The organism is Burkholderia ambifaria AMMD, assembly GCF_000203915.1.
Lineage (GTDB): Bacteria > Pseudomonadota > Gammaproteobacteria > Burkholderiales > Burkholderiaceae > Burkholderia > Burkholderia ambifaria.
On the sequence record NC_008391.1, the window covers coordinates 2,171,116 to 2,186,669 of the forward strand.

A 15,554-nucleotide genomic window follows, 5' to 3' on the forward strand; every position below is an offset into this window, starting at 1 on the left:
TCGACGGCAGGGCAGCGATGCGGCGCACGTCGGCTCAGTCCTGCGCGATCACGTCGATCCGCAGTGCTTCGCCACCGTCGACGATCGCCAGCAGACGATCGACGTTCGGATGCGCACCCGGGCGGTTGCGTGCGTCGGCGGTGTGCTCCGCGAACACGGCGAGACCATGTTCAGCGGCCTTCGCATCGAGCGTGCCGAATGCCTGCTTCAGGTAGTGGTACACCGCGAGCGAGCCCTGCTTGCCCGGCTGGTTCTCGATGCTCGCGACCACGTCGCCGTTCGCGCCGACGAGATCGATGCGTGCAATGCCGTCGATGGCCGGCAGTTGCGCGAGGTTGTCCTTGAATACTTGGGTCGGTTGAATCACTGAAACACTCCGTCGGTTCGGTCATGGGCCAATCGGGCCGTATCTTATCCGATCGTCATCCGGCCGGCCGCGGTGTACCGGCGAGCCGCACCGCGCTGCCCGCCACCGTCGGCATCGCACGGGCTTTTCCGCTAGAGTAGGAGATCACCGGCCGCATCCGCCGCCCACGCCGGCGCGGCGGCCACGTCCCGCCATTGCATTGCACACGAGGGCCCCGATGGACATCGAGCAACGCTACACCGCCAATGCGCCGACGCGCGCGGAAGTCGACGCACTGGCCGGTAACACCGTGATCGAATTCGGCGCGAACTGGTGCGGGATCTGCGCGAGCGCGCAGCCCGCGATCGTCGCGTCGCTCGCCGCGCATCCTGCCGTGCGGCATCTGAAGATCGAGGACGGCCCGGGCCGGCCGCTCGGCCGGTCGTTCCGCGTGAAGCTGTGGCCGACATTGATATTCATGCGCGACGGGGTCGAAGTCGCGCGCGTCGTGCGCCCCGCCGACGCGAAGCAGATCGAAGCCGAAGGCTTCGCCGCACTCGCCTGAGGTGGCCATCATGCAACAGGCCATCACGCACATCGGCGTTGAAACGCACGGGAGCGGCCTCGTCGAGTTCACATCGCAGGCGCGTGCGTTCGTCGACCAGCAGGCAATCCGCACCGGGTTGCTGACCGTGTTCTGCCGCCATACGTCCGCGTCGCTGCTGATCCAGGAGAATGCGGATCCGTCGGTGCAGCGCGATCTCGAACGCTACTTCGCGACGCTCGCGCCCGAGGACGCCACGCGCTACGAGCACGACACCGAAGGGCCCGACGACATGCCCGCGCATCTGCGCACGGCGCTTACGCAGGTGCAACTGTCGATCCCGGTCGAGCATGGACGCATGGTGCTCGGCACCTGGCAGGGCATCTATCTGTTCGAGCATCGTCGCGCGGCGCATCGGCGCGACATCGTGCTGCATTTGATCGGCGAATGAGCGCGGGAACGCAAACGGACGGGCAGGCCGGTCAGTGACGCAGCGCGGCCGCGTTCAGCCGAGCAGCTTCTCGACGAGCGCGCCGAGTTCGCGCAGGTGAACGGGCTTCGGCAGGAACGCGTCGAACACCTGCTGCTTTTCGCGCAACGCGGCCGATTCGTACGCACTGACGCCGAGGATCGACGCAAACCTGCCGTCGTCATCCGGTTGCGCGACCATCCGGATGCGCCGCGCGACTTCGAAGCCGCTCAGGTCCGGCAGTTCGAGATCGAGCACGACGAGGTCGTACCGCGCGTCGCCGAAACGCGCGACGCCTTCGTGCCCGGTGCCGCACAGCTCGACGTCGACGCCGAGCGCCGACAGCATCGCGCCGAGCGTTTCGCGCGCGTTGTCGTTGTCGTCGACCACGAGCGCGCGGCGGTTGCGATGCACGTCGACGGCCTGCCATGCGGGTGCGTCGCCGCCCGTGTCGGCGGCATCCGGCGCCTCGGCCGGCAGCGTGACGACGAACTCGCTGCCTTCGCCGACGGCGCTGCGCACGTCCACATGGCCGCGCAGCGTCGTCACGATCTCGCGCACGACGGCGAGCCCCATCCCGATGCCGTCCACATGCAGGCCGACCGCGTCGTTCGCACGGTAGAACGGCTCGAAGATCTTCGGCAGATGCTGCTTCGCGATACCGGCGCCGGTATCGCGCACCGCAAGTTTCAACTGCCGGCCGGCCGGCGTGTCGACGAGCCGGATCGATACGTGGATCGATCCGTCGGCGGTGTACTTCACCGAATTCTCGATCAGGTTGGACAGCACCTGCCGCAAGAGCTTGCGATCGGAGCGGATCGCGAGGTCGTGCGGCTCGACCAGCTGCGAGATCGCGATCCGTTTGGCCGCGATCTTCGCGCGCAGCGGATCGAGCACCTCGGCGAGCAGCGACGCCATGCCGACCGTTTCGGCTTCGGCGAGACGCTTGGTCGAGCGCAGCTTGATGTAGTCGGTCAGGTCCTTGACCAGCGCCTCGAGCGACGACGCGGAATTCTGCAGCCGCCGGATCGTCTTCAGGTTCGCGTCGGATTGCGGCCGCGCGAGCAGGATCTCGATCGACCCGCAGATCGCCTGCAGCGGCGTGCGCAGTTCATGACTGACCATCCCGAGGAACGCATTCTTCGCCTCGATCATCTCGAACGCGCGATCGGACGCCTTGCGTTCCGCATCGAGCGCCGCATCCTGGCGCTCGAGCAGGTCGTCGCGCGTGCGCATCGTATAGAACAGCAGCAGGAACAGCGCGCACAGGATCACGCCGAGGATGATGCCGAGCGACAGGATCGCGCGCTGCTTTTCCTTCAGCTGATGGAACGTGAAGTCGCGCTGCGCCATCTCGATCGCGCGGAAGTAGTTCGCGAGGCCGTTGACCTTCGGCCAGTGCGCATTGACCTCATCGATCACGCGCTGTGCGTCGTTCGGTGCGGTGCGCAACGGCGGCACGTCGCGCTTCAGGCGCGCCATGAATTCGCCGAGCGCCGCGATCTCGCCGCGCGCGCGCGGGATGCGCAGCCAGTATTGGGACACCTCGGACGGCCGCTGCAGGAACCCGAACGACACCGACAGGCTGTCGAGCTGCATCTGCACGTGGTCGTAGTCGTCGTCCACGTGCGTGGCGTAGAGAATCAGCTGGCGGTCGAAGCGCGTGTAGACGTTGCGGTATTGCGCGGCGGTCCAGAACACGCCTTCGCGCGGCCCTTCGAGCACGCCCTCGTTGACCGACGTCGCGAGCAGGTCCCACAGCAGGAATGCCCACGCGGCGAAGCCCAGGATCCACAGCGACCCCAGGACCAGGATGATCTTTCTGTTCTTCCACCGCCCGCGCTTCATGTCGCCCGCTTACTTCACGGTCAGGCCGATGATCTGCCACGCGAACTTGGCTTCGCCGAGCGGCGTCTTCAGCTCGTCCGGATACTGGTCGCGCGGATACATGATCCACAGCGGCCCGTAGTTGTCGTTGCCGAGCACCTTGCCGTTCATCGTGCGCGCGAGGATCACGCCGTACTTGTCCGCGTCCGACACGGGGATCGTGAACGTGTACTCGTCGATGCAGCGGAACTCGATCTGCGTGCCGTGCGCGTCGACGGTCTTCAGCACGTCGGACAGGCGCGGGCCGGTGAAGGTCGCCTTCGGCGTCCAGCTCGTCGACGTGACGATCGTGTACTGCGGCAGCGCCATCAGCGCCTGCTCGGAAAAGACGAACGTCGTGTTGCCGGGCTGGTTGCTGCGGCCGATCTTGCCGTCGACGGTGAACGTGAACGACGCGGCCCAGCTCGCGGCGGCCATGCCGAGCAGGCCGGCCGCGACCAGGCTCTTGATCCAGATCGTCGAGATTCGCATGTGTTTCCCCTCGGTCGTGTTCAGGTTCGAGTTCGTGTGATGGTGGGTGTTCGTTGTGGTTTCAGCTCGCGACGGCGGCGGCGCCCGCGGCGTTCGCGGCGGCCGGCAGCGTGATCTTCAGTTCGCGTGCGACTTCGGCGAACAGGATCGGCAGGCGCACCGGCTTTTCCTCGCACCGCGCGTTGTAGTGCGACACGATGTGCGCGATCTCGTCCTCGCTCGCCTCGCCGGTGGAGATCTTGCCGGTCAGCAGGAAGATCGGCGCGCCGCCGTTCTCGCTCGAGCGGATGCCGCGCACGAGTTCGGCGGCCGTCTGGTCGCCGAGCATCCAGTCGAGGATGTAGCCGTCGAAGTCCTCGACTTCCAGCGCCTTGCGGAACGACGCGCCGTCGAAGTAAGGCACCGCGTTCACGCCTTTTTCGATGAAGTATTCGCACACGGTTTCGGCGACGTCCTGCGAATCGTCGACCACCGCGATCCGCGCGGCATAGGCGGTCGGCTGGCTCGAGCGCAGCTCGATGACGTCGACCGGATAGGTGCGGCCTTCGCGCGCGTGCTCGCGTTCGGTGACGATCCATTCGCCCTGCCACTGCAACGCGACGAAATCCGTTTCGATCTGGCTGCTGGCCTTCGCCGAGATCGCCGCGCGGCAGCGAAAGCGGCGCGACTCGATCACGAGCGTCGCGTCGATCATCTCGGCGGCGGCCGGCTGCGTGCCCTTGTCGTCGAGCAGGATCGCGGGCGGCACGCCGAAGTGGGTCGCGATGTCCTGCAACTGCGACAGGTTCCACGGGATCAAGCCTTTCATCTTGCGCGTGACGACCGAGAAACTGAGGCCCAGCACGTTCGCGATCGTCGTGTTGTGACTGCGCGGCGGAATGCCGTTGCGCGTCAGCAGGTCGCGCACCTTGGTGGCGGTGATGAGATCGACGTTGGCCTGCTCGCTAGTGGACATCTCGAAAGGGTCTCCTGGGTTTTAGCGACGAAGAGCATATTCAAAAGTGACGCGATACGCAAACTTTGAAATCGCGATTGACCTTGACATGCCATATTTCTCCATTATTATTGCTCACCACGTCACTATTGTTTGTCGCGTCAGGTTTGGAGGCCGGTATCGAACACGGTCATCTGGCGAAAAGCGGCAGCCAGAGCGTGACTGAACGATTCAAAGAGAGAGCCTGAGAGAGCCTTGGACTGCGTGTCGGCGTTGGCGAATTGTATTCGCCTCGCCGCACGCAAACCGGGTGCGCGCTCGCGGGGGTGGGATAGCGCGAAGCAGTGCGGCGCAGATAAAACGTGGGGAACGCACACATGTATCGCCGTTTGCTGGCACCGGGGCTGCTGTTGCTGTTGGCCGCGTGCGCGCAGGATCCGTCCGTTACACGCAACACGGTGCGGATCTGCGATGACACAGGTTGTTCCGATCGCCCTAAAGATCAGGTGTCCTATCAAAAAAGGGACGATGCGGACGACCGCGAAGATCCGCGCATCGTCGCGCTGAAGCAGGCCGCGAAGGCGCAGCCCAAGGCCGCCTACGACCTCGGCCTGCGTTATTTCCGCGGCGACGGCGTGCGCCAGGACAGCTATCAGGCACTGAAGTGGATGCGCGACGCCGCCGAGCGCGGCGACCTGAACGCGCAGAAGGCACTCGGCAGTTTCTACCTGTTCGGCCTCGAGGAGATGGGCTCCGATCCGCGCGAAGCGGACAAGTGGCTGTCGATCGCGGCGAGCCGCGGCGACAAGGAATCGAAAAAGCTGCTCGAGCTCGCCCGCAAGGCCAAGAAGGAAGACGAGGAAGACTGGAAATGGCGTACGCAATGGCGTGACGTCTATTACGGCTACTGGTACTCGGGCTATCCGTACTACGGCGTCTGGAATCAGACGTACTGGTACTACTGACCGGACCGAAAGCAACGGGGAGCTGCAACGGGGAGACCACCATCGCGCAGCCACGCCGGGGGGCTTATCGAAGTTCGCACGAACATATAAGCCGAACAACGACTCTATCGATCGATAACGACATGAAGACCAACCTTTCCCAACGTCTCACTCAAGGTGCGCTGGTTGCAGCGCTTTGCGCGTCGGTCGCCGGCTGCGGCGGCGTGGTGACGCCCGGCGGCCAGAACGCGGGCGTGTCCGGCGCCGCAGCGGGCGGCGCGAGCGCCGGCGCCGATACGACGCTGCAGCGCTGCACGTCGCCGCTCGGCACGATCGCCGTCGACGACGGCCGCAACGCCGACTGGTGGGGCCCGTTCGGCAGCGCGACCAAGATGACGACCATCGACCCGCTGCTGCGCCTGGCCGTGCAGCAGTCGAACTGCTTCGTGATCACGTCGATCGGCAACCAGAAGAGCGACGCGCGCCTGTCGCGCATCACGCAGTTGCAGCGCAACTCGGGCGAATATCGTGCGGGCTCGAAGCAGCAGAAGGGCCAGCGCGTCGCCGCCGACTACTACATGGAACCGCAGATCGTCATCAACGATTCGGCGGTCGGCGGCATCGGCAGCATGATCGGCGGGCTGATCGGCAACAGCGCGGTCGCGGCGGTGGCCGGCCATCTGCAGACGAAGGCATCGGTCGTGACGCTGACGCTGTTCGACGTGCGTTCGGCCGTGCAGATCGCGGCGTCGGAAGGCAGCTCGACGGCGACCAACTACGGCGCGGCGCTGGGCGGCTTCGGCGGTGGCGTGGGCGGCGCGCTGTCGGGCTTCTCGGCGACGCCGGAAGGCAAGGCGACCGTCGTCGCGTTCATCGACGCGTACAACAAGATGGTCGTCGCACTGCGCAGCTACAAGGCGCAGGACGTCAAGGGCGGGCTCGGCCGCGGCGGCCAGTTGCAGGTCAATTGAGGTTCCGGGCCGGCGCTGCGTTCCGCCGGCCGGTTTGCGATACCTGATCTGACCTGCCCGTGCGCGCGGCGCTGTCCGCGCATCCCGCTCCGTTGTCCTGTCCGCTTCGAGGTGATCCCGATGAAAGCCGCCGCATTGATTGCACTGACCTGTCTGGCGCTGACCGCTTGCGGCGGCGACGACAATTCCGCGTCCGCCGTGTCCGCCGGCGGATCGGGGGCGAGCAACAACGGCGGCAGCGGTGGCGCGGGCGGCACGGGCGGCGGCGGGACGGGCGGATCGGGTGGATCGGGCGGCAGCACGCTGACGTGGCGCTACGACGCGCAGCCGCCCGCGGCCGACGGCCCGAGCTTCCTGACGCTCCTCAACAGCGAAGGTGCGAAGGGCTATCGCTATCTCGGCGACTATTACTACGACGCGACCAGCGGCGGCACGCGCTCGATCTTCGTGAACGACGGCACGGCGCAGACCTACACGTATCAGCTGCAATCGCCGCCGGCCGACTGGGCAGGCTTCCTCAGCCAGGCCAACGGCCAGGGTGCGAACGGCTACCGCTACGAAGGGCCGTACGGTTACGGTGATGTCTATCGCAAGGACGGCGGGTCGTCGGCGACCTACACGTACACGACGACGGGCCTCCCGGGCGATCCGAACGCGTTCCTCACGCAGGCGAATGCGCAGGGCCAGTCGGGCTACTGGTTCCTCAGCGCGATGGTCGTCGGATCGGTGCAGGCGAACGTGTACATGAAGAACAACGCATCGAACGCGACTTATACGTACGATGCGCTGCCCCCGGCCGCAAACATCAACGACTTCATCGCGCAGGCCAACAGCGAAGGCGCGAAGGGCTATCGCGCGAAGGGCGGGCAAGTGTTCGGCAGCACGATGGCGTGGATCTACGTGAAGGACCAGACGCAGTCGCCGACCTTCACCTACCAGTCGGCCGCAACTCAGTCGACGGGCGCTACCTTCGTGCAGCAGGCGAACGATTTCGGCGCGCAGGGCAATGCGTATCTCGGCGAACTGGCGTTCACCCTGCCGTCGACGGCGGCGATGCAGCAGGCGCCTTTCTATTTCAAGCCGGCGAACTGCACGGGTTTCCTGTGCACGACGCTGAATCCGTTCACGCAGAACTGAGCGGGCGCTGCCGGCCTGGCGCGCATCGCGCGGGCCGCTGCTTGCCGGGCGTTCCGCGAGGGCCGAATCGGGTACGTCGCGTGCGCCGCATCGTCCATGAATTGCATCTCCTGCCGTCGGCATTGCATTCGCGCGCGGACGGGGAGCGATGTCGCGACTTGTCCGAAGGGACAGGACGTTATGGGCGATTGCGCCGCGAAGATTCGTTCGAGTTCAAAACAATATTTGAAACAAATAGGACATGTACTAAAAGGATAATACACAACTGATTTTAGCTGTGTCGTTTGGCATGATCGGGATGTCACTATCCCCAATGCATCCATCGTGACGCCCAGCCCGGCAGGGAATTCGCCGCATCCCGGGCGCCGTCACGCCCAGTCATGCCATACAGCACGCTTCAGTCCATTCGCCGCTATCAGAGCATTTCGATGTTCGGTGGCGGCATCGTCGTCACGATCCTGATCCTGATCGCCTGCGGGCTCGGGATCACGTCGATCGTTTACGGCTATCTGGACGGTGAGCGGCGCAATTTCCTGAACGGCGTGGAAGAGGCCGTCGACGAGGTGCAGGTGGCCGAGACGTCGTTCCGCAACGGCGTCGCCAACACGCAGCTGATCTGGCACGAGCTCGGCGCCGCGCCTCCCGACGTCGTGAACGCGTTTTTCGCCAACGGCCAGCAGTTGGCGATCAAGCCGTATCCGTCGCTTGTGGTCGGCGTGCCGGGGCAAACCGGGCAGCGCGACGAAGTGGCGCGCTATCTCGCGTTGTCGTTCCTGCTGTCGCGCATCGGCGCGGCGAGTTCACTCAATCGCGGGCGCACGCTCGAGGGCTACCACTACAGCACGCGCACGGGCATGTTCGGCTTCGTGCCGCATCTGTCGCGTGACAATCCCGCGCTCGCGACGCCCGACGTGCGCGCGCGCGTCCTCGCGGCGCTGCACGTCGATTTCGACGGCCCGGCGCCAACCGACGGTCGCCCCCACGTTCGCTGGCTGCCGCCCTACATCAATCCCGTGACGGGGCAGGCGCGTATCCGGATCGCCGCCGAAGCGCGCGCGGACGGCCAGCCATTCGCGGTGCTCGTCACCGAATACGCACCGGAATACCTGCTGTCATGGCTGCCCGGGCGCGGGCCGGCCGGCGTGTTCTTCATCGCGTCGGCGGACAACCGGCTGATCGCGATCGACCCCGGCGTCGAGCGGACCAACGCGCTGACCGAGCGCTTGCTGAACCTCGATGTCGCGCATGCCGACCGGGCAGCCGACGAGCCGCTCTTTCGCGACGGCGCGATCGTGTTCCGCTCGCGGCTCGCGGCCACCGGCTGGACGATCGCCTATGTACTGTCGTGGGCCGACGTGGCGGCCGGCATCGGCGTGCAGGCCGGCGCGCTCGCGGCGTCGACGCTCGTCGCGATCGTCGTGATGTGGCTGCTGCTCGTGCGATTCCACCGGCGCGTGCTCGTGCCGGTCTACGCGCGTTCGGCCCGCGTGTTCGAGAGCGAGGCGCTGTGCCGCAGCGTGATCGCGATGGCGCCGGTCGGCATCGGCCTCGTGTCGCTGTCCGACCGCCGCGTGATGCTCGCGAGCGACGTGCTGGCGCAGATGCTCGTTCCGCACGGCGGCGATCACCACGCGTTGGCCGCGCAGGCGCTGGCGCAATACGACGCGTTCGTCGCGAACGGCGGCTCGGGCCGCACGATGATGACCGAGCTCGTGCTCGATGCGCACGGCGACGCGCCGCTGCACCTGGAGGTCATCGCGCACAGCGCGCGTTATCAGGGCGAGGACGTGCTGATCGCGATTTTCGCCGATACGACCGCGCAGCGCCGGCTCGTGCATCAGCTCGAGGAAGCCGTGCGCGCGGCCGATTCGGCGAATGCGGCCAAGTCGTCGTTTCTCGCCGCGACGAGCCATGAGATCCGCACGCCGCTCAACGTGATCCTCGGCAACCTCGAGCTGCTCGAGCGCACGGCGCTCGACGCGTCCCAGCAGAGTCGCGTGCAGACGCTGCGCGCATCGGCCGAGGGCCTGCTCGCGATCGTCAGCGACATCCTCGATTTCTCGAAGATCGAGGCCGGCGCGATGACGGTCGAGTCGATCGAGTTCGATGTGATCGCGGTGATCGAGCGCGAACTGGCGGCGTTCGCGCCCGTCGCAAGGGCGAAAGGGTTGCCGCTGTTCGCCGATATCGATGCGAGCGCGGCGCAGCGTATGCGTGGTGATCCGACGCGGCTCGCGCAGGTGGTCGGCAACCTGCTGGGCAACGCGATCAAGTTCACCAGCGAAGGGCGCATCGTCGCGCGCGTGGCGGTGGGTCACGACGTGCGCGGGAGGCCCGAGCTCGCGATCGGCATCGAGGATACGGGCATCGGAATCGATCCCGCGCAACATGCGAGGCTGTTCAAGCCGTTCTCGCAGGTCGACGCGTCGATCACGCGGCGCTACGGCGGCACGGGGCTCGGGCTCGCGCTGTGCGATCGGCTCGTCGCGGCGATGGGCGGCACGATCTCAGTCCACAGCGCGCCGGGCGTCGGCAGCCTGTTCACCGTCCGCCTGCCGCTGCGCATGGGCATCGTGCCGAAATCGCCGGTCGTTGCCGGCGACAGGCGGACGTTGATCGTCGTGTCGCCGGAGGACGCGTGGCGCGCGTTCGCCTTTCCGCATCTGCGTGCATGGGGGTTCGATGTCGCGATGCATCCAAGTCCGATCGGGATAGCCGCCGGGTGCCTCGTGCGTGCTCACGCGATCGTTCTCTTCGGCGATTCGGACCAGTGGCGGCGGGAGGAGCTCGACAGTCTCGGCGGCGGCACGCCGGTCGTGCTCGCCACGCCGGACGGTCCGCTGCAGCCGGACGTCGCGGGTCGCACGATCCGCGTGTCGAGCTATTCGCTGAGCGGGCTGCGCACGGCGATCGAGCAGGCGCGCGTCGCGACTGCCGAGCAGCGGCCCGCGCCTGCCGGCAAAGCCGGTGATGGGCAACCCGAGACGGCTTCCGGCGCGCGTGTGCCACGTGTGCTGGTCGCCGACGATGCGTCGGTCAACGGGTCGATCTTTCGCGAGCAGCTCGACGTGCTCGGCTGCACGGTGCGGTGCGTGTCGTCCGGGGGGGCTGCGCTCGATACGCTCGCGAACGGCGCATGGGACGTGCTGCTGCTCGGCGCCGACCTGCCCGACATGTCGGCCGGCGAACTGGCGGAAGCCGTCCATGCGCGCGCGCTGCCGTGCGACATGATCGTCGTCGCATCGCATCTGGCGCCCGACGACGCGCAGCGTTACGCCGCATCGAACGTCGAGTGCGTGTTGACGAAACCGGTGACGTTGGCCGACCTGCGGCGCGCGCTCGCGCGCGTCGCGCGACAGCGCGGGATCGCGTTTTCCGCCGCCGCGGCGGACGAACGGCCGGCGTCGAGCGCCATGGCGGCAGTGGTGGCGCACTGGCCGGGAAGATAAAAAAGCGACGCCATGGCGGCATAGATCGCCTGCGTTCAAAACGGGGAAGGCAGACACGCCGCATCGTACAGATGCCGCGTGATTTCGACTGAAGAAGGAAGGGTAAGGCCGTGCGCTATATGGGAAAGGTGTTCGGGCTGCTGCTTGGGTTCGCGACGCTGCCGGAGAAATCCAGACGGGATTTCCTCACGAAGCTGAATGAATTCATGATGATGTCGCCGTCGCAGAAGCGGCGGGCCATCACCGAGTGGCAGCATGCCGCGGATGACGGGTCGGGCGAACCGGACAAGTCCGTGGCCAAACGTTAGACAGCGGCCGAGGCCGCTTCGCGGGACGGGATGGATCGACGGTATGGGGAAGGCCGTCGATCGGATGTGCGTGGGCGGCGAATCGGCGAACGTGCCGCCGCCGTTGCGATGCCGTGTCCGGGCCGGGTGGACGGCGCGTCGGCGGGTGCGTCGGAGCCTGGCGGGCGCGGTCCGGTGCAAGCAGCCGCACGTCGATTTCTCGCGGCGACGCGGAACCCGTCTATTATCTTAAAATTACGCTGCGCACCGCCCGGTTCGTTGAGCATCGCAACGTGACCGTGTCGCGACCGAGGCGTCGCACAACATCGCACGTCGGGCCGCGTGTATCGGGAGAAGAATATAGATGGATGAATTTTTTGTGCGAGTGATGGTAGCGGACGATCATCCTTCGTCCGCACTCGGGATGTCGCAGGCACTCGCGGGCAGCAGCACGATCAAGCTGCTCGGCACCGTGTCGAATTCGACCGACCTGGTGGCGATGCTCGACGTGCAGCAGAGCGACGTGCTCGTCGTCGATTATGTGATGCCGGGCGGCAAGTATGGCGACGGTCTTGCGTTGTTGTCGTTTTTGCAGCGTCGCTATCCCGCGCTTCATCTCGTGACGATCACGATGATCGACAATCCGAGCGTGCTGCATGCGATTCAGCGGCAGGGCGTCGGGTGCATCCTCAGCAAGTCCGACGCGATTTCGCATCTGGTCGGCGCGGTTCACGCGGCTTATGTCGGTGCGAATTATCTGTCGCCGTTCGTCAAGCAATTGCTGGAAGGCACCGAGACGTCGCCGGGCACGCGCACGCTGACGGCCCGCGAAATCGAGGTCGTGCGACTTTACGGCGCCGGTCTGACGGTTGGCGAGATCGCCGTCCAGCTTCACCGGAGCAAGCAGACGATCAGCTCGCAGAAGTCGAGCGCGATGAAGAAGCTCGGCATCGTCCGCGACGCGGACCTGATCCGCTATGCGAGCGAGGGCCAACTGCCCGAAATGCCCGGGACCGATGCGTAGACGGGTAACCGGCGGGCGGTACCGCGTGACCCGGGCGGCGCATGACGCCGTGCCGGCGCCGAGTCGACTTCGACGATCCGTATGCCCACCAAACTGAAAGCGCTGATTGCGAACGCCACCGCCACCGCGGGACGCAAGCCGTTCGAGCCGGGGCGCGTGCGCCGGCAGCAGCAATGGCTGCTGTACGCAAGCGGCGCGGCGATCACGATGTTCGTGCTGGTGTGCACGGCACTTGTCGCGCGACTCGACCTGCAGGAATCGCTTGCGCAGTACCGATCGGGGTTCCTGATACGCAAGGCGGAACTGCTGGCGGAGATGGAGGTGGTCAGGGCCCTCCAGAATCGCTACGTCGAAAACCTCGAGCTGATCGCCAAGCATGGCGCGAGCGTGTCGCCCGATACGCTCGGGCGGTTTGTCGACGATCACGGCAGGATGGTTGCCGTCGGCCACGCGGGGCGTGTGGCATTTGCGGCTTTCGCGCTCGCTTCGTCATCGCAACCGGAGAAGGCCTACGCGCCGTTGCTTCTCAAGTTGCTCGCGCAGGGCGAGGTCACGGGCAACATGCCGCCGCAACAGGCCGGCGATCCGGGAATGGGCGCGTACATCATCGATCCGGACGGCAATTTTGTCATTGTGACGGGGTACCCGCTGGTCAAGCAGGTGCTGGCGCTGCCGGCCGGCTTCGACATCAAGGCATTGATTCGGCAATTGCAACCGCCGCCCGACTTCGTGTCGATGGCGTCGGCATCGGATAGCCGGGAGGTTCTGCTCGATCGGCGCGACGACCCGCTGACCGGACGCTCGACGCTGCGGTTCGCACAGGCGGTGCGCGATCCGCAGGGCAAGCCGGTCGCATGGTTCGTCGCGGTCAGCCGGCCGGAGATCGACGATTTTCTGCGTTCTTCGTCCGCCGGCAAGGATTACGCGCTGGTCAGCCCGGCCGGGCAGGTTCTGACCGGCCGCGAGATCGACCCTGCGCTGACGGCCCGTGCGCTCGACTATGCGCACAAGGCGGGCAGGGAACGGGCGGCTGCCCATCGCGTCGGCATGAATATCGTCATCGGCAACCGGATGCCGGGGTTCCGCGAGGTGTTGACCGCGACCTTCTCGTGGCGCAGCCTGTTCGATGACATGGCCGGCCGCCTGGGGGTCGCAATCGGTCTCGCGCTGCTGGCGATCGGAACGGTGTGGTTCGCGATCGTCATGTTCGACCGACGCGCGTTGCGCCCGGCGAACCGTCGTGCAATCCGGCTGATCGAAAGCGAGGCGCTGAACCGCACGTTGATTCGCACGGCGCCGGCCGGGCTCATGCTGCTGTCGCTCGCCAACGGCGACACCATGGTGCGCAACGAGGCCGCGCAGGCCTACGGCGACACCGATGCGGCAGCGTCGCTCGGCAAGCGCATCTGGCAGGCGTATCACCGCAGTATCGCGGGCGGCCGGGCGCCGCGCGTCGTCACGCACGAATTGTCGGTCGACCTCGCCGGCGGCGGGACGACCTATCTCGCCGCGCATATCGTCCGTACGCGCTATCGCGGCGTCGACGTGTTGCTCTGCACGCTGACCGACATCACCGCGCGCAAGCAGATGGAAGACAAGCTGCGCGAGGCCCGGGAGGCGGCGGACGATGCGAACAAGGCGAAGTCGACGTTCCTCGCGACGATGAGCCACGAGATCCGCACGCCGCTGAACGCGATCGTCGGCAATCTGGAATTGATGGAACGCGCGCCGTTGCCGGCCGAGGAGCGGCGACGCCTGCAGACGGTGATGTCGTCGTCGGATGCGTTGCTGCGCGTGATCAACGACGTGCTCGATCTGTCGAAGGTCGAATCCAATCAGATGGTGCTGGAAGCCGTGCCGTTCGATTTGCGTGCGGTTGTGCGCGACGTCGCGGCGATCTTCCATCCGCTGGCCGCGGCCCGGCACCTCGCGCTCGAATGCAGGATCGACCCGCAACTGGCCGATGGCTATGTCGGCGACCCGACTCGCCTGCGTCAGATCGTGTCGAATCTCGTCAGCAACGCAATCAAGTTCACCGAGCGCGGCAGCGTGACGATCGAGGCGCGACCGACGGGCACCGTCGGCCAAGCGCGCGGCGTCGAGGTGGTGGTGCGCGACACCGGTATCGGCATCGCGCCGGAGAGCCTGCCGACGTTGTTCGACGTGTATGTCCAGACCGATGCGTCGATCTACCGGCGCTTCGGCGGCACGGGGCTCGGACTGCCGTTGTGCCGGCGCCTCGCGCGGCTCATGCATGGCGACCTGGCGGTCGAAAGCCGGCCGGGCCAGGGCGCGACGTTCATCGTGTCGCTGCCGCTGTCCGCCGCCCCGTCCGGATGGCGCGTCGCGTTCGACGAGACGAAATCCACCGCGTCGTCGTTGCCGGCATATGCGGACGACGAGACTCCGCTGCGCGTGCTCGTTGCCGAGGATCATCCGGCGAGCCGCGCGCTGCTGCGTGATCAGCTCGATGCGCTGCATTGCGACGCCATGCTCGTCGCGAACGGTGTCGAAGCGATGCGCGCGTTCTTCGCGCATCCGTTCGACGTGGTGCTGACCGATCTCGGCATGCCGGAACTCGACGGCTTCGCGCTGGCGAACTTCCTGCGCGAGCAGGGCGCGAAGGTGCCGGTGATCGCGATGACCGCGCATGCGACCGAGGAGGATCGGCGGCGCTGCGAGCAGACGGGCGTCGCGGAGGTCGTGCTCAAGCCGCTGTCGATCGATGCGCTCGACGCGGTGTTGCGGCGCCACGGAGGACGCGGCGCGGCGGCGTCGCATCCGATCGATCGTGCCGACCGGCCGGTGCCGCCCATGACGGACGAGATACGCGAAAAATTGCATGCCTCGACGCTGCACTCGCTGGCGAAGATCGATGCCGCGTTGCTGCGCGGGGACATCGCGTGCGTCAGCGGCGAACTGCATTCGATGCGAGGCGGTTTCGCGCTGGCCGGCGACGTGGGCTCGAGCGATGCGTGCGCGAAAGGCGAGCGGGTGCTGGCCGCGGGCGGTCTCGATGCGCTGAAGCTGGAATGGCCGGAGATACGCGTGGCGATGGAGGCCGCGCTGTCGAGATTGGCCGGCGTCTGAG

At 66.5% G+C, this 15,554-nt stretch carries 13 protein-coding genes; 9 read left to right on the plus strand and 4 right to left on the minus strand.

Features of this window, described 5'->3' with window-relative positions; translation table 11 throughout:
- Nucleotides 1–34 precede the first annotated feature (34 nt).
- Nucleotides 35–367 (minus strand): DUF2322 family protein, encoded by a 333-nt coding sequence (locus BAMB_RS25700; protein ID WP_011660072.1) that lies wholly within the window; start codon nucleotides 365–367, stop codon nucleotides 35–37.
- Nucleotides 368–584: 217 nt separating this feature from the next.
- Here BAMB_RS25700 and BAMB_RS25705 point away from each other — a divergent pair, with 217 nt between their 5' ends.
- Together BAMB_RS25705 and BAMB_RS25710 are read left to right on the plus strand one after the other, a co-directional pair.
- Nucleotides 585–911 carry a thioredoxin family protein gene (locus BAMB_RS25705; protein ID WP_011660073.1) on the plus strand — a complete coding sequence of 109 codons (327 nt, stop codon included), beginning with the start codon at nucleotides 585–587 and terminating at the stop codon, nucleotides 909–911.
- 10 nt (nucleotides 912–921) lie between these two features.
- Complete coding sequence (locus BAMB_RS25710) at nucleotides 922–1,341, plus strand: secondary thiamine-phosphate synthase enzyme YjbQ (RefSeq protein ID WP_011660074.1); 420 nt, start codon at nucleotides 922–924, stop codon at nucleotides 1,339–1,341.
- A gap of 54 nt (nucleotides 1,342–1,395) precedes the next feature.
- Here the strand turns inward: BAMB_RS25710 and atsR are convergent, their stop codons facing one another.
- From atsR to BAMB_RS25725, 3 genes are all read right to left on the minus strand, one after another.
- Complete coding sequence (gene atsR, locus BAMB_RS25715) at nucleotides 1,396–3,207, minus strand: hybrid sensor histidine kinase/response regulator AtsR (protein ID WP_011660075.1); 1,812 nt, start codon at nucleotides 3,205–3,207, stop codon at nucleotides 1,396–1,398.
- A gap of 9 nt (nucleotides 3,208–3,216) precedes the next feature.
- The gene (locus tag BAMB_RS25720; RefSeq protein ID WP_011660076.1) at nucleotides 3,217–3,717 is read right to left on the minus strand and encodes a putative pterin-binding protein; all 501 of its coding nucleotides are present in this window, start codon (nucleotides 3,715–3,717) and stop codon (nucleotides 3,217–3,219) included.
- Between the two features lie 61 nt (nucleotides 3,718–3,778).
- On the minus strand, nucleotides 3,779–4,672 hold the full coding sequence (locus BAMB_RS25725) for a helix-turn-helix domain-containing protein (protein ID WP_011660077.1): 894 nt from the start codon (nucleotides 4,670–4,672) through the stop codon (nucleotides 3,779–3,781).
- Nucleotides 4,673–5,028: 356 nt separating this feature from the next.
- Here BAMB_RS25725 and BAMB_RS25730 point away from each other — a divergent pair, with 356 nt between their 5' ends.
- The 7 genes from BAMB_RS25730 to BAMB_RS25760 all read left to right on the plus strand — a co-directional run bounded on the left by BAMB_RS25730 (nucleotide 5,029) and on the right by BAMB_RS25760 (nucleotide 15,553).
- Nucleotides 5,029–5,616, plus strand: a complete 588-nt coding sequence (locus BAMB_RS25730) for a tetratricopeptide repeat protein (RefSeq protein ID WP_011660078.1) — start codon at nucleotides 5,029–5,031, stop codon at nucleotides 5,614–5,616.
- Nucleotides 5,617–5,738: 122 nt separating this feature from the next.
- Complete coding sequence (locus BAMB_RS25735; RefSeq protein WP_011660079.1) at nucleotides 5,739–6,566, plus strand: hypothetical protein; 828 nt, start codon at nucleotides 5,739–5,741, stop codon at nucleotides 6,564–6,566.
- Nucleotides 6,567–6,686: 120 nt separating this feature from the next.
- Nucleotides 6,687–7,703 (plus strand): hypothetical protein, encoded by a 1,017-nt coding sequence (locus BAMB_RS25740; protein WP_011660080.1) that lies wholly within the window; start codon nucleotides 6,687–6,689, stop codon nucleotides 7,701–7,703.
- Nucleotides 7,704–8,083: 380 nt separating this feature from the next.
- Nucleotides 8,084–11,152, plus strand: a complete 3,069-nt coding sequence (locus BAMB_RS25745) for an ATP-binding protein (RefSeq protein WP_011660081.1) — start codon at nucleotides 8,084–8,086, stop codon at nucleotides 11,150–11,152.
- Between the two features lie 119 nt (nucleotides 11,153–11,271).
- On the plus strand, nucleotides 11,272–11,460 hold the full coding sequence (locus tag BAMB_RS25750; protein ID WP_082089684.1) for a hypothetical protein: 189 nt from the start codon (nucleotides 11,272–11,274) through the stop codon (nucleotides 11,458–11,460).
- Nucleotides 11,461–11,803: 343 nt separating this feature from the next.
- Nucleotides 11,804–12,463 carry a response regulator gene (locus tag BAMB_RS25755; protein ID WP_011660082.1) on the plus strand — a complete coding sequence of 220 codons (660 nt, stop codon included), beginning with the start codon at nucleotides 11,804–11,806 and terminating at the stop codon, nucleotides 12,461–12,463.
- A gap of 81 nt (nucleotides 12,464–12,544) precedes the next feature.
- Nucleotides 12,545–15,553 carry an ATP-binding protein gene (locus tag BAMB_RS25760; RefSeq protein WP_011660083.1) on the plus strand — a complete coding sequence of 1,003 codons (3,009 nt, stop codon included), beginning with the start codon at nucleotides 12,545–12,547 and terminating at the stop codon, nucleotides 15,551–15,553.
- The last annotated feature ends 1 nt before the right edge of the window (nucleotide 15,554 follow it).

Bases quoted from the DNA above. Each gene is read 5' to 3' on its own strand.
- BAMB_RS25760 (WP_011660083.1), top strand. From the start codon at position 12,545: ATGCCCACCAAACTGAAAGCGCTGATTGCGAACGCCACCGCCACCGCG.
- BAMB_RS25735 (WP_011660079.1), top strand. From the start codon at position 5,739: ATGAAGACCAACCTTTCCCAACGTCTCACTCAAGGTGCGCTGGTTGCA.
- BAMB_RS25745 (WP_011660081.1), top strand. From the start codon at position 8,084: ATGCCATACAGCACGCTTCAGTCCATTCGCCGCTATCAGAGCATTTCG.
- BAMB_RS25755 (WP_011660082.1), top strand. From the start codon at position 11,804: ATGGATGAATTTTTTGTGCGAGTGATGGTAGCGGACGATCATCCTTCG.
- BAMB_RS25725 (WP_011660077.1), bottom strand. From the start codon at position 4,672: ATGTCCACTAGCGAGCAGGCCAACGTCGATCTCATCACCGCCACCAAG.
- BAMB_RS25750 (WP_082089684.1), top strand. From the start codon at position 11,272: ATGGGAAAGGTGTTCGGGCTGCTGCTTGGGTTCGCGACGCTGCCGGAG.
- BAMB_RS25710 (WP_011660074.1), top strand. From the start codon at position 922: ATGCAACAGGCCATCACGCACATCGGCGTTGAAACGCACGGGAGCGGC.
- BAMB_RS25730 (WP_011660078.1), top strand. From the start codon at position 5,029: ATGTATCGCCGTTTGCTGGCACCGGGGCTGCTGTTGCTGTTGGCCGCG.
- BAMB_RS25720 (WP_011660076.1), bottom strand. From the start codon at position 3,717: ATGCGAATCTCGACGATCTGGATCAAGAGCCTGGTCGCGGCCGGCCTG.
- BAMB_RS25705 (WP_011660073.1), top strand. From the start codon at position 585: ATGGACATCGAGCAACGCTACACCGCCAATGCGCCGACGCGCGCGGAA.
- atsR (WP_011660075.1), bottom strand. From the start codon at position 3,207: ATGAAGCGCGGGCGGTGGAAGAACAGAAAGATCATCCTGGTCCTGGGG.
- BAMB_RS25740 (WP_011660080.1), top strand. From the start codon at position 6,687: ATGAAAGCCGCCGCATTGATTGCACTGACCTGTCTGGCGCTGACCGCT.